The organism is Variovorax sp. W2I14, assembly GCF_050435205.1.
In the GTDB taxonomy this organism is placed as follows: domain Bacteria; phylum Pseudomonadota; class Gammaproteobacteria; order Burkholderiales; family Burkholderiaceae_C; genus Variovorax; species Variovorax paradoxus_C.
The window spans coordinates 5,411,569-5,424,508 of sequence record NZ_JBNDJX010000001.1; the positions used below are offsets into that span (position 1 = coordinate 5,411,569).

The 12,940-nt window shown below is 68.0% G+C and carries 15 protein-coding genes; 9 read left to right on the forward strand and 6 right to left on the reverse strand.

What is annotated here, in order from left to right; genetic code table 11:
- Positions 1-25: 25 nt before the first annotated feature.
- The 8 genes from QF040_RS25265 to QF040_RS25300 all read left to right on the forward strand — a co-directional run bounded on the left by QF040_RS25265 (position 26) and on the right by QF040_RS25300 (position 7,554).
- Complete coding sequence (locus QF040_RS25265; RefSeq protein WP_206176293.1) at positions 26-940, forward strand: dihydrodipicolinate synthase family protein; 915 nt, start codon at positions 26-28, stop codon at positions 938-940.
- 37 nt (positions 941-977) lie between these two features.
- Positions 978-2,120 (forward strand): branched-chain amino acid ABC transporter substrate-binding protein, encoded by a 1,143-nt coding sequence (locus QF040_RS25270; RefSeq protein WP_307600685.1) that lies wholly within the window; start codon positions 978-980, stop codon positions 2,118-2,120.
- Between the two features lie 17 nt (positions 2,121-2,137).
- Positions 2,138-3,073: a 4-hydroxyproline epimerase gene (locus QF040_RS25275; RefSeq protein ID WP_429613309.1), complete on the forward strand. Its 936-nt coding sequence runs from the start codon at positions 2,138-2,140 to the stop codon at positions 3,071-3,073.
- Positions 3,074-3,245: 172 nt separating this feature from the next.
- Entirely contained in the window at positions 3,246-4,349 is a 1,104-nt protein-coding gene (locus tag QF040_RS25280) for an NAD(P)/FAD-dependent oxidoreductase (RefSeq protein WP_429613310.1), read from the forward strand.
- Positions 4,346-4,594: a (2Fe-2S)-binding protein gene (locus QF040_RS25285; RefSeq protein ID WP_429613311.1), complete on the forward strand. Its 249-nt coding sequence runs from the start codon at positions 4,346-4,348 to the stop codon at positions 4,592-4,594. The genes QF040_RS25280 and QF040_RS25285 overlap by 4 nt, the downstream gene beginning before the upstream one ends.
- Positions 4,591-5,868, forward strand: a complete 1,278-nt coding sequence (locus QF040_RS25290; protein WP_429613312.1) for an FAD-dependent oxidoreductase — start codon at positions 4,591-4,593, stop codon at positions 5,866-5,868. Before QF040_RS25285 ends, QF040_RS25290 begins: the two co-directional genes overlap by 4 nt.
- Positions 5,869-5,888: 20 nt before the next feature.
- Positions 5,889-6,557 carry a GntR family transcriptional regulator gene (locus QF040_RS25295; protein ID WP_429613313.1) on the forward strand — a complete coding sequence of 223 codons (669 nt, stop codon included), beginning with the start codon at positions 5,889-5,891 and terminating at the stop codon, positions 6,555-6,557.
- Between the two features lie 61 nt (positions 6,558-6,618).
- Complete coding sequence (locus QF040_RS25300) at positions 6,619-7,554, forward strand: fatty acid desaturase family protein (RefSeq protein WP_429613314.1); 936 nt, start codon at positions 6,619-6,621, stop codon at positions 7,552-7,554.
- A gap of 4 nt (positions 7,555-7,558) precedes the next feature.
- Here the strand turns inward: QF040_RS25300 and QF040_RS25305 are convergent, their stop codons facing one another.
- From QF040_RS25305 to QF040_RS25315, 3 genes are all read right to left on the reverse strand, one after another.
- Positions 7,559-8,449 carry an EamA family transporter gene (locus tag QF040_RS25305; protein WP_429613315.1) on the reverse strand — a complete coding sequence of 297 codons (891 nt, stop codon included), beginning with the start codon at positions 8,447-8,449 and terminating at the stop codon, positions 7,559-7,561.
- Between the two features lie 84 nt (positions 8,450-8,533).
- Positions 8,534-8,854, reverse strand: coding sequence for a hypothetical protein (locus QF040_RS25310; RefSeq protein ID WP_013544286.1), 321 nt, complete (start codon positions 8,852-8,854; stop codon positions 8,534-8,536).
- 85 nt (positions 8,855-8,939) lie between these two features.
- Entirely contained in the window at positions 8,940-9,110 is a 171-nt protein-coding gene (locus tag QF040_RS25315; RefSeq protein ID WP_013544285.1) for a hypothetical protein, read from the reverse strand.
- Between the two features lie 59 nt (positions 9,111-9,169).
- Between QF040_RS25315 and QF040_RS25320 the strand changes: the two genes are divergently transcribed.
- The gene (locus tag QF040_RS25320; RefSeq protein ID WP_429613316.1) at positions 9,170-10,654 is read left to right on the forward strand and encodes an MATE family efflux transporter; all 1,485 of its coding nucleotides are present in this window, start codon (positions 9,170-9,172) and stop codon (positions 10,652-10,654) included.
- Here QF040_RS25320 and dbpA read toward each other — a convergent pair.
- The 3 genes from dbpA to QF040_RS25335 all read right to left on the reverse strand — a co-directional run bounded on the left by dbpA (position 10,620) and on the right by QF040_RS25335 (position 12,737).
- Positions 10,620-12,071 carry an ATP-dependent RNA helicase DbpA gene (gene dbpA / locus QF040_RS25325; RefSeq protein ID WP_429613317.1) on the reverse strand — a complete coding sequence of 484 codons (1,452 nt, stop codon included), beginning with the start codon at positions 12,069-12,071 and terminating at the stop codon, positions 10,620-10,622. The genes QF040_RS25320 and dbpA overlap by 35 nt on opposite strands.
- Before the next feature lie 84 nt (positions 12,072-12,155).
- A complete protein-coding gene (gene infA / locus QF040_RS25330; RefSeq protein WP_013544282.1) occupies positions 12,156-12,425 on the reverse strand; it encodes a translation initiation factor IF-1 in 270 nt (89 codons plus the stop codon).
- A gap of 60 nt (positions 12,426-12,485) precedes the next feature.
- Positions 12,486-12,737: a hypothetical protein gene (locus QF040_RS25335; protein WP_013544281.1), complete on the reverse strand. Its 252-nt coding sequence runs from the start codon at positions 12,735-12,737 to the stop codon at positions 12,486-12,488.
- Positions 12,738-12,940 lie beyond the last annotated feature (203 nt).

Below are 12,940 nucleotides of genomic sequence, written 5' to 3' on the forward strand. Positions count from 1 at the left end.
CCACAGCACACCCAAGGAGCGACCCGTGAGCAATCCCCGCTGGCAAGGCATCTTCCCCGCCATCACTACCAAGTTCCACGCCGACGAAAGCATCGATGCCGAGGGCACCGCGCGCCACATCGACTTCCAGATCCGCAACGGCATCCACGGCCTCGTCACCTGCGGCTCGCTCGGCGAAGCCAGCACGCTGACGCTCGAAGAAAAGCTGCAGGTCGCCAAGATCGCGCTCGAAGCCGCCGACGGCCGCATCCCGGTGCTGGCCAACGTGTCTGAGACCAGCACCCGCGAGGCGCTGCGCTACGTGGACGGCGCCAACAAGCTCGGCGTGGCCGGCTTCATGGTGATGCCCTCGGTGATCTACGTGGCCGACGCACGCGAGGCGATGCTCAACGTGCGCACCATCGCGAACGCGGCGCAGAAACCCATCATGGTCTACAACAACCCGGTGGCCTACCGCGTGGACCTGAAGCCCGAGCACATGGTCGAGCTGGCCGATTGCGAGTGGATCGCCGCGATCAAGGAGAGCACCGACAACATCCGCCGCATCACGGATCTGCGCAACACGGTGGGCGACCGCTACCAGCTGTTCCTGGGCGTGGACGACCTGGCCTATGAAGGCCTGGCGCTCGGCTGCGATGGCCTGCTGGCGGGCGTGGGCTGCGCCTTCCCGCGCGAGACCGTGGCGCTCTACGACCTGATGAAGGCCGGCAAGTTCGCCGAGGCGCTGAAGCTCTACCAGTGGATGACGCCGATGCTGCACCTCGATGTGTCGACCAAGCTCGTGCAGAACCTCAAGCTCATCGACCTGCTGGTCGGCGTGGGCACGGAGCACATGCGCCGTCCGCGTCTGCCGCTCATCGGCGAGGAACGAGCCTTCATCGAGAACATCGTGAAGAAGGCGCTCGCGACGCGCCCGGCGCAGTACCAGTCGGTTGTGTAATAACCGCCCCTTTCATTGTCCCAACCTAGGAAGAAGCATGAAGACAAAAGCAAGCATGGTTCCATTCATCGGCGGCATCGGCTTGGTGGCGCTCGCCATCGCAGGCCAGGCCAGCGCGCAGGAGCAGGTCGTGAAGATCGGCCACAGCGGTCCCCTCTCGGGTCCCAATGCGTTCGCGGGCAAGGACAATGAAAACGGCGTGCGCCTGGCCATCGAGGAGCTCAACGCCAAGAAGCTCAGCGTCGGCGGCAAGACGCTGAAGTTCGAGCTGGTCTCCGAAGACGACCAGTGCGACGCCAAGACCGGCGTGAGCGTGGCGCAGAAGTTCGTGGACGACGGCGTCAAGTTCGTCATGGGCCCGTACTGCTCGGGCGTGGCGATTCCGGCCTCACGCATCTACAGCGACGGCGGCACCATGGTCTCGACCGTGGGTACCAACCCGAAGGTCACCCAGGGCGGCTACAAGAACCTCTACCGCATCATCGCGAGCGACAACCAGATCGGCTCCAGCATGGCGGTGTACGCGGCCAAGGAACTGAAGGTCAAGAAGGTCGGCGTCATCGACGACCGCACCGCCTTCGGCCAGGGCCTCGCCGAAGAGTTCACCAAGGAAGCGCAGAAGCAGGGCCTCACGGTCGTGGGCAAGGAATTCACCACCGACAAGGCCGTGGATTTCACCGCCATCCTGACCAACATGAAGGCCAAGGCCCCCGAGGCGATCTTCTTCGGCGGCTATGCACCGCAGGCCGCGCCGATGGCGCGTCAGATGAAGCAGCTGGCCGTGCCCGGCAAGCTCCTGGGCGGCGACACTGTCTGCAGCCCGGCCACCGGCAAGCTCGGCGGCGATGCGGTCAACGACCTCGTGTACTGCGCGCAGGGTGGCTCGATCCTGGAGAAGGCGCAGAGCGGCCCGGCCTTCAAGGAGAAGTTCAAGAAGCGCTTCAACGCCGATGCCGATGCGTACGCTGCCTCGTACTACGACCAGGTGCTGTTCATCGGCGAATCGATGAAGAAGGCCAACTCGATCGACCCCGACAAGGTGGGCGCACAGCTCTACAAGGACACCTACAAGGGCGTGGCCGCGACCTATTCGTATGACGACAAGGGCAACATGAAGCAGGCGCCGATCACGGTGTTCACCTTCAAGAACGCCGCCCCCGTTCCTATCGCCAGCTACTGAACGAAAGACGCCACGACATGCAACGCATCCAGATCGTCGACTCGCACACGGGCGGCGAGCCCACGCGCCTTGTGATCGGCGGGTTCCCCGACCTGGGTGGCGGCAGCATGGCCGAGCGCCGTGCGCTGCTCGCAGACCAGCATGACAAGTGGCGCGCCGCCACGGTGCTCGAGCCGCGCGGCAGCGACGTGGTGGTCGGTGCGCTGCTGTGCGAGCCGGTGTCGCCCGACGCCGCCGCGGGCGTGATCTTCTTCAACAACGCCGGGTATCTGGGCATGTGCGGCCACGGCACCATCGGGCTGGTCGCGAGCCTGGCGCACATGGGGCGCATCGGCGTGGGCGAGCACCGCATCGAGACGCCGGTCGGCACGGTCACGACCACGCTGCATGAAGACGGCTCGGTGAGCGTGCGCAACGTGCCGGCGTACCGGCATCTGCACCAGGTGGCGGTCGAGCTGCCGGACCACGGCACCGTGCGCGGCGATGTGGCGTATGGCGGCAACTGGTTCTTCCTGGTGAGCGAACATGGCCAGCGCGTGGCGAGCGACAACCTCGCCGCGCTGACCGACTACACAGCCGCCTTGCGCAAAGCGCTCGCAGCGCAAGGCATCACCGGCGCCGAGGGCGCGGAGATCGATCACATCGAACTCTTCGCCAACGACGACGAAGGTGCGGACAGCCGCAACTTCGTGCTCTGCCCCGGCAACGCCTACGACCGATCGCCCTGCGGCACCGGCACCAGCGCCAAGATCGCCTGCCTCGCCGCCGACGGCAAGCTCGCGCTGGGCGAAACGTGGACGCAGGCCAGCGTGATCGGCAGCCGCTTCGAAGCGAGCTACACGATGGACGGCGACAAGGTCATCCCGACCCTGCGCGGCCGCGCGCACATCAGCGCCGAGGCCACGCTGCTGGTCGACGACAACGACCCCTTCGGATGGGGCATCCGGCTCTGAGAAGGTGTGAACGAACCCGCCATGCCCGCTCATCCCGCCCAAGCACACCCGCTCGGCGTTGCAAATGCTCGCCATAGCCCGAGCTATGGCTGCGCTTTGCGCCTTGATCGGGCGCGCCTGGGCGGGCTGCTCGGGCACGCCGGATTCATTCATACCTTCTGACGCCGCCGACATGAACGCGGATGTGATCGTCATCGGCGCCGGTATCGTCGGCGCCGCCTGCGCACACGCGCTGTCGCAGGCCGGCCGCAGGGTGCTGGTGCTCGATGCGCGCATCGGCGGCGCCACCGGCGCGGGCATGGGCCACCTCGTGGTGATGGACGACAACCCGGCCGAACTCGCGTTGAGCCGCGATTCGACGGCGCGATGGCGCGCCCTCGCGCCGCGCATGTCCGAAGACTGCGCGTACAGCGCCTGCGGCACGCTCTGGATCGCAGCGAACGCAGAAGAAATGGCGGAGGCCGTACGCAAGCAGCAACGCCTGCGCGCGGACGGCATCGAAAGCCGGCTGCTCGACGCAACCGCATTGGCACGCGCCGAACCCGCGCTGCGCAAAGGCCTCGCGGGCGCGCTCGAAGTGCCGGGCGACGGCATCCTCTACGCACCGAATGCCGCGCGCTGGCTGCTCGCGCAAGGCGGCAATGCAATCCGCATCGAACACGCGAAAGTCGATGCCATCGAAGACGACGGCACGCTGCGTCTCGCGGACGGCACCCGCCGCATCGCGCCGCAGATCGTGCTGGCCAACGGCATCGAGGCGACGACGCTCTGCCCCGAACTCCCCATCCACCCGAAGAAGGGCCACCTGCTGATCACCGACCGCTATCCGGGCACGGTGCATCACCAGCTCGTCGAACTCGGCTACGTGACCAGCGCGCACCACAGCGATGGCGACTCGGTCGCGTTCAACGTGCAGCCGCGGCCGACGGGGCAGTTGCTGGTCGGCTCCTCGCGCCAGTTCGACACGACCGATCCGGCAGTCGAAGCGCCGATGCTCGCGCGCATGCTGCAGCGCACGCTCGACTACCTGCCGGGGCTCGCGAACCTCAACGCGGTGCGTTCGTGGACCGGCATGCGTGCCGCGTCGCCCGATGGCCTGCCGCTGCTGGGCAAGCACCCCTGGCGCGAGAAGCTCTGGCTCGCAGTCGGTCACGAAGGCCTGGGCGTGACCACCGCGCCGGGCAGCGCGCACCTGCTCGCGGCGCTGATGACCGGCGCCGCACCTGAATTCGATGCGGCGCCTTACGCACCGCGCGGGCTGATGGAGATGGCGTGAGCACTCATACCCTGCTGCACATCGACGGCAATCTCGTGCGCGTGAAGGCGGGTAGTTCTGTCGCTGCGGCACTGCGCGTCGCGGTCGGCATGGGCGTGGCGCGGACCTCCGTCACGGGCCAGCCGCGCGCGCCTTTCTGCGGCATGGGCGTGTGCCAGGAATGCCGCGTGCTGATCGATGGCCGCCGCCGGCTCGCCTGTCAGACAGTCTGCAGCGAAGGCATGCGCGTGGAGACCTCGGAATGACCGCGCTCGAACATTGCGATGTGCTGATCGTCGGCGCGGGCCCGGCAGGCATGGCGGCGGCGGTCGCTGCCGCGCCAAGCGGCGCATCGATCGTCGTGATCGACGACAACCCCGTGCCCGGCGGACAGATCTGGCGCGACGGCCCCGGCGCCTCGCTGCCCGCGGCCGCGCGCAAGTGGCGCGATGCGCTCGAACGCCACGCCAACATCCGCGTCTGCAGCGGCACGCGCGTGATCGCCGCGCCAGCCCGCAACGAACTGCTGCTCGAAGACGCTGAGCGCGGCTGGCGCATGCAGTGGAAGAAGTTGATCCTCTGCACCGGCGCGCGCGAACTGCTTCTGCCCTTTCCCGGCTGGACGCTGCCCGGCGTGACGGGCGCAGGCGGTTTGCAGGCCCTCGTCAAGGCGGGCCTGCCGGTCGAGGGCGAGCGCATCGTGATCGCGGGCAGCGGCCCGCTGCTCCTTGCCGCTGCTTCGACGGCACGCGCGGCGGGCGCGAAGGTCGTGCGCATCGCCGAGCAGGCTTCATTCACGGCAGTCGCGGGCTTTGCCGCGAACCTCTGGCGCTGGCCGGGCAAGGCCGCGCAGTCGGTGACGCTGGCCGATCCGCAGTACCGCACCGCGTCGCGCATCGTCTCGGCGCAAGGCAGCACGCAGGTCGAATCGGTCCGGCTTCTTCAAGGCGGGCGCGAAGTGGAAATCGCCTGCGATCGCGTGGCCTGCGGCTTCGGCCTCACGCCCAACACGCAACTCGGCCAATTGCTCGGCTGCACTCTCACTGTCGAAGGCGCGCGGGCGCTGGCGGTCGACGCGCGTCAACTCACGAGCGTGCGCGACGTCTACGCCGCCGGCGAATGCACCGGCTTCGGCGGCAGCGAACGCGCGCTCGCGCAGGGCGCCATCGCCGGCTACGCGGCCGTCGGCAACGAGTGGGCCGCAAAGCAGCACGAAGCAGAACGCGCCCGCTGGAACGCCTTCGCCGCGCAACTCCACCGCAGCTTCGCGCTGGCCCCGGAGATCAAACAGATGCCGCAGCCCGAAACCCTCGTGTGCCGCTGCGAAGACGTGCCCTTCTCCGCGCTTGCGGATTGCACCGGCTGGACCGACGCCAAGCTCCACCGCCGCTGCGGCATGGGCGCTTGCCAGGGTCGCGTGTGCGGTGACGCGGCGCAATTTCTCTTCGGCTGGACACCGCCCGCGCCGCGCCCGCCGCTGTCGCCGGTGCGCATCGCCACACTGGCTGGCTTCGCCGGGCCGGGCGACGCCCGACAATGAGGCCGCATCCGAAGACAACCATGGCCCCCCCGAAGACCCCTCCCCGCCCCCCGCCCAAGCGCCGCGCCGCCGACGTGGCCTACGACGCCATCGAAACGCTGCTGTCCACCATGCAACTGCAGCCCGGCAGCCAGATCGTCGAGGCCGACCTCGCCGAGCGCACCGGCCTCGGCCGCACGCCGGTGCGCGAGGCGCTGATGCGCATGGTGTCGATCGGGCTCATCGTGCAGCAGCCGCGCCGCGGTCTGCTGGTGTCGGCCATCGACCTGGCCGACCATCTGGACGTGATCCAGACCCGGCGCGTGCTCGAACGCGTGATCGCGGGCTGCTCGGCGCGCCGCGCGACCGCGCTGCAGCGCAAGGACATCGTGCGCTGCGCCGAGGAAATGGTCGAGGCCGCGGGCCGTGGCGATCTGACCGGCTACATGCGCGCCGACCACGCGCTGGACCTCGTCAACCACCAGGCGAGCCACAACGATTCGGCGGTGAAGGCGGTGATCCCGCCCATCGTGCAATGCCGGCGCTTCTGGTACGCCTACCAGCACGAAGGCGAGATCGTCGAAGGCGCGAACGCGCACCTCGAACTCGCGCAGGGCATCGCGACCGGTGACGAGGCCGCGGCGGTTGCGGGCGCCGAACGCCTCATGGATTACCTGGAGCTTTTCGCTCGCAAGATCATCGACAAATAGGTCGAAGGACTACCGGGGAACTACGCGTGATTTGCCGTGGGCTGCGGCGCATACTGGCCCGATGGCCGTCGCCCCCCGCGCCCAACCCGAAGACTTCTTCACGCCCGAAGAGTGGCTGTCGCTCACCAGCCGTTCGTCATGGAAGGGCCTGTGGCTGGTGGCGCATTGCTGGGGCGTGATCGGCGCCGCGATGCTCGCGGGCATCGTGTGGCCGTGGACCCTTCCGCTCATGGTGCCCATCGTCGGCGCGCGGCAACTGGGGCTCTTCATCCTCATGCACGACGCGGCGCATGCGGGCCTGCACCGCAGCCGCAAGGTCAACGACTGGGTCGGCCACTGGCTGTGTTCGTCCACGCTGCGCGACTACCGGCCCTATCACCTGCAGCACCACCGCTTCGTGCAGCAGACCGAAGACCCGGACCTCGTGCTGTCGGCGCCCTTTCCGATCACGCGCGAATCGATGTGGCGCAAGGTCGTGCGCGACCTGAGCGGGCAGACCTTCTTCAAGCAGCGCTTCGGCCACATCGCGGAGGGCATTCGCAATCGCGCGCCCGGCGAAGCGGCGCTGAAGGTGCTCGGCCGCGAAATCGCGAAGGACCGGCGCTTCCTCATCGGCAATGGCGGTGGCCTGTTGGTCTTCGCATTGGCTGGCTACTGGTGGGCCTGGGTGCTGATGTGGCTGCTGCCGATGGCGACCTGGCTGCCGCTCGTGAGCCGCGTGCGCAACATCGCAGAGCATGCGCTGGTGACGCAGAACGAGGCCGACCCGCTGCGCCAGGCGCGCACCACGCATGCCAACCTGGTCGAGCGCATCTTCATCGCGCCCTACTGGGTCAACTATCACTGCGAACACCACATGTTCACCAACCTGCCCTGCTGGGCACTGCCGAAGGCGCACCGCCTGCTGCTGCGCCGAGGCATCACCGATCGGATGGAAGTGCAGCCCGGCTACCTGCACCTGCTGAAGCGGGCGACAGCGGCGCAGGCGGCCGCTTGATCGGCTAGCGCGCCGCGGGTTTCGCGAGCACCGGCGGCTGCGCGCCGCGCTGTGCATGCTGGCTCAGCCAGATGCTCGCGATCACGATGCCGATGCCCGCGACCTGCAGCACCGAGAGGCGCTGACCCAGCAACGCCCAGCCGAGGATCACCGCCGTCACCGGGCTCAGGAAGGCCAGCGGCGCGACCGCCGAAGGCTCCAGCCGCGCCACGCCGCGGAACCACACGATGTAGGTGAGCGCGGCGCCCACGAGGCCGAGCCATGCGAAGCCGATCCAGTTCTGCGCGGTGAGCGCGGGCAGCGGCGGCTCCATCAGCAGCGCGAACGGCAGCAGCAGGAGCCCGCCCGCGGTGAGCTGCCATGCGGTGAAGACCAGCGCCGAAACTGGCGGCTGCCAGCGGCGGGCGAGCACCGTGCCGAAGGCCATCGACACCGCGCCGGCCACCGCCGCGGCAATGCCGAGCGCATCGAGCGCGGCATTCGGCGTGAGCACCAGCAGCGCGACGCCGCCGATGCCGACCACCGCTGCCGCGATCGACAGCGCGCGGATCGGCGAGCCCAGAAGCACGCTCGCAAGGAACACCACGAAGAGCGGCTGCACCGAGGTGATCGTCGCCGCGACGCCGCCCGGCAGCCGGTAGGCCGCCACGAACAGCATTGCCCAGAGGATCGAGAAGTTCAGCGCGCCGAGCACGAAGATGCGGCCCCACCATGCGCGCTCGGGAAGCTGCCGGACGATCAGCAGCAGCAGCAATCCCGCGGGCAGCGCGCGCAGCAGCGCGACCGTCAACGGATAGTTCGGCGGCAGGAGTTCCGTGGTGACGATGTAGGTGCTGCCCCAGATGGCGGGCGCGGCGGCGGTGAGGAGAACGTCGGTGGTTCGGCTGGTGGTCATGACCCGGACTTCCTGGTGAGTCGACCTGGCGTCCAGGCCCGAGGCGCCTTGCCGGAGCATCGGCCGCCAAACGGCGTCCGCGGCTCAGTCACCTGCGGCTGCCGGCTCGGGGCCTTGCCAGCCCAGCAGCTCGGCCAGCCGCTGCACGATCCATTCGGCCTCGGCGGGCGACACGCCGGATTCCGGCGTCGCGAGCCCGGCGTGGATGCGCCGCAGGATCTCGGCCTCGACCGGCACCTCGGTGTGATGCTGGATCTGCGCGTGGCCCACGAGGTGGTTGGCCAGGTCCTCGCAGATTTCGTAGCGCTCGCGCACCACGCCGATCGGTTCGCTCAAACGCTGACGCGCATCGCTGTAGACCGCGAAGAACGAGGGCGGGATGAAGATCTGGTTGTCGTCGGACATCGCGGCGTTGTTTATAGCTGGCCCAACGACAAAACGCGCCCGAGGGCGCGTTCGTCGTGGCTCCCGGGGAGCCAGAGGGGCTGGATCAGCCGCCCTTCTTGGCGCGCTTGCCGGGGTTCTTCTTGCTGCGCGTTGCGGTGCCACGTTCCAGGCTGACCTTCTGGCCGCCACCGGTCTTGGGCAGCGTGTAGCCGGGCAGCGGCGTCGGCTTCGGGGTGGCAACGCGTTCGGCTTCGGTACGGAATGTCTTGGGCATGAAAAGCTCGGGTAAAAGTAATGTTCGAACCCGCAATTAGGCCACATCGAGGATTTCATATGCCAATAACCGAAACGGCGGGTGCCGTCGAGCGTCCGCGCTTCGTTTCGGGCTCGCTCTTGCGCCATGTTTGCGTGATGGCCGGCACCGGTGCCATCGGGCTGATCGCGGTGTTCGCGGTCGACCTGATCAACCTCTTCTACATCTCGCTGCTCGGGGAGAAAGAGACGGCAGCCGCCGTCGGCTTCGCGGGCGTCGTGGGGTTCTTTCATGCGTCGCTGTGCATCGGGCTCACGATCGGCATCGCGGCTGTGGTGTCGCGCACGGTGGGTGCCGGCCGCGCGATGGATGCGCGGCGCATCGCCACCTCGAGCCTCGTGCTGATGACGGCCGCATCGGTGGTGGTGGGCAGCGGCACGGCCTTCTTCCTGCACCCTGCCCTGCACGTGCTCGGTGCCGAGGGCGAGACGGCGCGGCTCGCGCAGCGCTACCTCGCGGTGACGGTGCACACGCTGCCACTGTTGGGCCTGGGCATGGCGTGCTCGGCGCTCTTGCGCTCCATCGGCGATGCGCGGCGCTCGATGACGGTCACGCTCGCGGCGGCCTTCGTAACGGCGGTGCTCGATCCGATCTTGATCTTTGGTTTCGGCCTGGGGCTCGACGGCGCTGCCATCAGCGCGGTGGTGTCGCGCTTCGTGCTCGCGGGCATCGGGTTGCACGGCGTGATGGTGAAGCACCGGATGCTCGGGCGCTTCGAAGCGTCGCGGCTGGTCGGCGACGCGCGTGCGCTCGCGAGCGTTGCGGGGCCGGCGGTGTTGACGAACCTCGCGACGCCCGTTGGCGCTGCGTTCGTCACGCATGCGATCGCTCAGTTCGGTCCGTCTGCCGTGGCGGGCGCGGCCACCATCGATCGCTTGAGCCCCGTGGCCTTCGGGCTCGTCTATGCGCTGAGCGGCGCGGTCGGGCCGATCCTTGCGCAGAACCTCGGCGCCGGCCAGTACCGCCGCGTGCAGGAAGGATTGCGCGACAGCCTGCTCTTCATGGTGGCCTCGGTGGCCGTCGCCTGGCTCGTGCTGGCGTTGGGACAGGGCGTGCTGATCCGCGCGTTCTCGGCGGAGGGGCTGGCGGCCGAACTCATCGCGCTGTTCTGCACCTGGCTCGCGGCCAGCTTCTTCTTTTCAGGCGGATTGTTCGTGGCGAACGCGTCGTTCAACAACCTCGGGCATCCGCTGCTGTCGACCTTCTTCAACTGGGGGCGCGCCACGTTGGGCACGATTCCGTTCGCCTGGTGGGGCTCGCATTACGGCGCGGCCGGCGTGCTCGTCGGGCAGGCCGTGGGCTCGTCGATCTTTGGGTTATTCGCGGTGGTGGTGGCGTTCCGGCTGGCGGCCAGACTGGCGCGGCAGGAACCGTCGATGAAGGCGCCTGCACCGGTGCTCGATGCTCCAGTGGCGCCGACCTCGGCGCATGGCGATGCTGCGGCGCTCGCCACGCCGCAGCCTGTTGCCGTTACTGGTCCTGCAGCGTCAGCAGGCGCACCTTGACCGACTTGCCCTTGACCCGGCCGCTGCCGAGCTTGTGCGCCGCTTCCGCGGCGATCGCGCGGTCCACCGCCACATACGTCGAGAACTCGTTGACGTTGATCTTGCCGACCTGGTCCTTCGTGTAGCCGCAGTCGCCGGTGAGCGCACCCAGCACGTCGCCGGCGCGGATCTTCTCCTTGCGCCCGCCGACGATCTGCAGCGTGGCCATCGGCGGCTGCAGCGGCGCGCCCTTGGCCGGCGTGAGCTCGGCCAGTTCGTGCCATTCGGATTCGCGGCCCTGCAGCTGTTCGATCTTTCCGACGCTGCCCATCTCGTTCATGCTGGCCAGGTTCAGCGCGAGGCCTTCGGCATCGCCCGACTGGCCCACGCGGCCCGTGCGGCCGACGCGGTGGATGTGGATTTCCGAATCAGGCGTCACGTCGACATTGATCACCGCTTCGAGGTGGGAAATATCGAGACCCCGCGCCGCCACGTCGGTGGCCACGAGCACCGAGCAGCTGCGGTTGGCGAACTGCACCAGCACCTGGTCGCGCTCGCGTTGCTCGAGCTCGCCGAAGAGCGCCAGCGCGCTGAAGCCCTGCGCCTGCAGCACCTCGACGAGGTCGCGGCACTGCTGCTTGGTGTTGCAGAAGGCCAGCGTGCTGACGGGGCGGAAATGGTCGAGCAGCAGGCTCACGGTGTGCAGCCGCTCGCTGTCCTTCACCTGGTACCAGCGCTGGCGGATCTTGCTGCCTTCATGCTGTGCCTGCACCGTGATCTGCTGCGGGCTCTTCATGAACTGCTGCGCGAGCTTGGCGATACCTTCGGGGTATGTGGCCGAGAACAGCAGCGTCTGGCGTTCCTTCGGGCACTGGCGCGCGACCTTCACGATGTCGTCGAAGAAGCCCATGTCCAGCATGCGGTCGGCTTCGTCGAGCACCAGCGTGTTGAGCGCCGAAAGGTCGAGATTGCCGCGCTCCAGGTGGTCCATGATCCGGCCCGGCGTGCCCACGACGATGTGCGCGCCGTGCTCCAGGCTGGCGATCTGCCCGCGCAGCGCGACGCCGCCGCAGAGCGTGACCACCTTGATGTTTTCTTCGGCACGCGCGAGGCGCCGGATCTCGGTCGTGACCTGGTCGGCCAGCTCGCGCGTCGGGCACAGCACCATCGCCTGGATGGCGAAGCGGCGTGCATTGAGATTGGCGAGCAGCGCGAGGGCAAAGGCAGCGGTCTTGCCGCTGCCGGTCTTGGCCTGGGCGATCAGGTCCTTGCCGAGCAGCGCCGGCGGCAGGGCGGCGGCCTGGATGGCCGTCATCTGCGTGTAGCCGAGCTGGGTGAGGTTGGCCAGCATCTGGGGCGAGAGCGCCAGGGTGGCAAAGCCGTTGTCGGTCGAAACCTGGGCTTGGGAGCCGTCGGCTGTGGGATTGGTCGTAGTCATCGTTTCAGCAGCCGGGACCCGGAAAAACAAAGGCCTTGCCGGCACCCTTCGCGGGGTGCCGCAAGGCCTCTTGTCCGTCGCGGATCAGCGGCGGGGAGAGTTGTTGCCGCCGGAGGTCGGCGGCGGGCCGCGACGTTCCAGGTGACGGAAGGTGATGCGACCCTTGGTCAGGTCGTAGGGCGAGAGCTCGAGCGACACCTTGTCACCCGCCAGGATGCGGATGTGGTGCTTGCGCATCTTGCCGCCGCTGTAGGCGATCAGTTGATGGCCGTTGTCCAGCGTGACGCGGTAGCGCGAGTCGGGCAGGACTTCGGTCACTGCGCCGTTCATTTCGATCAGTTCTTCCTTGGGCATGCTTGGTTACCTCTGAATCTCGTTCGATGTGTGTTGGATATGAAGATGGGCGTGATTGTTTCAGCCTGCGCACGGCAAGGCGAGCGGCGCGTTGCGCTCGCGCACCCAGCCCAGGCCTTGGTCGATGGCATAGCCGACGGCGGCGGCGTGGCTCGCAAAACGCGGCGTGAAACGCATCACGCGGTCGTGCATGCCGCTGCCGTGGCCGGAGCGGATCGAGACGGAGGCGGCGTAGTTGCCGTCGTCCTGGTGTCGAATGAGCGGAGAAACAAGGTACTTGCCCACCGCGATACTGTGTTGAATGATGTCCATGAAGCCTTGGCACAGCGCGCGAATGTTGAACGCGAAGTGCCTGAAAAATAATTGAAAACGGGCGTGGGCCGGCCGGAATGGCGCGGCGGACGCGCTATTCGCTTCAACAAGAACGAAGGCAGTGGTGGCAATCATGGGCGCCCGGTCTGGCGCTCCAACACACTGTGAAGCCGGCTGAAAGTGTGGGGGCCTGAAAAATCCAA

Excerpts from the sequence above, each read along its gene's own strand:
- QF040_RS25270 (WP_307600685.1), top strand. The coding sequence starts at position 978 with ATGAAGACAAAAGCAAGCATGGTTCCATTCATCGGCGGCATCGGCTTG.
- QF040_RS25275 (WP_429613309.1), top strand. The coding sequence starts at position 2,138 with ATGCAACGCATCCAGATCGTCGACTCGCACACGGGCGGCGAGCCCACG.
- QF040_RS25280 (WP_429613310.1), top strand. The coding sequence starts at position 3,246 with ATGAACGCGGATGTGATCGTCATCGGCGCCGGTATCGTCGGCGCCGCC.
- QF040_RS25290 (WP_429613312.1), top strand. The coding sequence starts at position 4,591 with ATGACCGCGCTCGAACATTGCGATGTGCTGATCGTCGGCGCGGGCCCG.
- QF040_RS25295 (WP_429613313.1), top strand. The coding sequence starts at position 5,889 with ATGGCCCCCCCGAAGACCCCTCCCCGCCCCCCGCCCAAGCGCCGCGCC.
- QF040_RS25300 (WP_429613314.1), top strand. The coding sequence starts at position 6,619 with ATGGCCGTCGCCCCCCGCGCCCAACCCGAAGACTTCTTCACGCCCGAA.
- QF040_RS25305 (WP_429613315.1), bottom strand. The coding sequence starts at position 8,449 with ATGACCACCAGCCGAACCACCGACGTTCTCCTCACCGCCGCCGCGCCC.
- QF040_RS25310 (WP_013544286.1), bottom strand. The coding sequence starts at position 8,854 with ATGTCCGACGACAACCAGATCTTCATCCCGCCCTCGTTCTTCGCGGTC.
- QF040_RS25315 (WP_013544285.1), bottom strand. The coding sequence starts at position 9,110 with ATGCCCAAGACATTCCGTACCGAAGCCGAACGCGTTGCCACCCCGAAG.
- QF040_RS25320 (WP_429613316.1), top strand. The coding sequence starts at position 9,170 with ATGCCAATAACCGAAACGGCGGGTGCCGTCGAGCGTCCGCGCTTCGTT.
- dbpA (WP_429613317.1), bottom strand. The coding sequence starts at position 12,071 with ATGACTACGACCAATCCCACAGCCGACGGCTCCCAAGCCCAGGTTTCG.
- infA (WP_013544282.1), bottom strand. The coding sequence starts at position 12,425 with ATGCCCAAGGAAGAACTGATCGAAATGAACGGCGCAGTGACCGAAGTC.
- QF040_RS25335 (WP_013544281.1), bottom strand. The coding sequence starts at position 12,737 with ATGGACATCATTCAACACAGTATCGCGGTGGGCAAGTACCTTGTTTCT.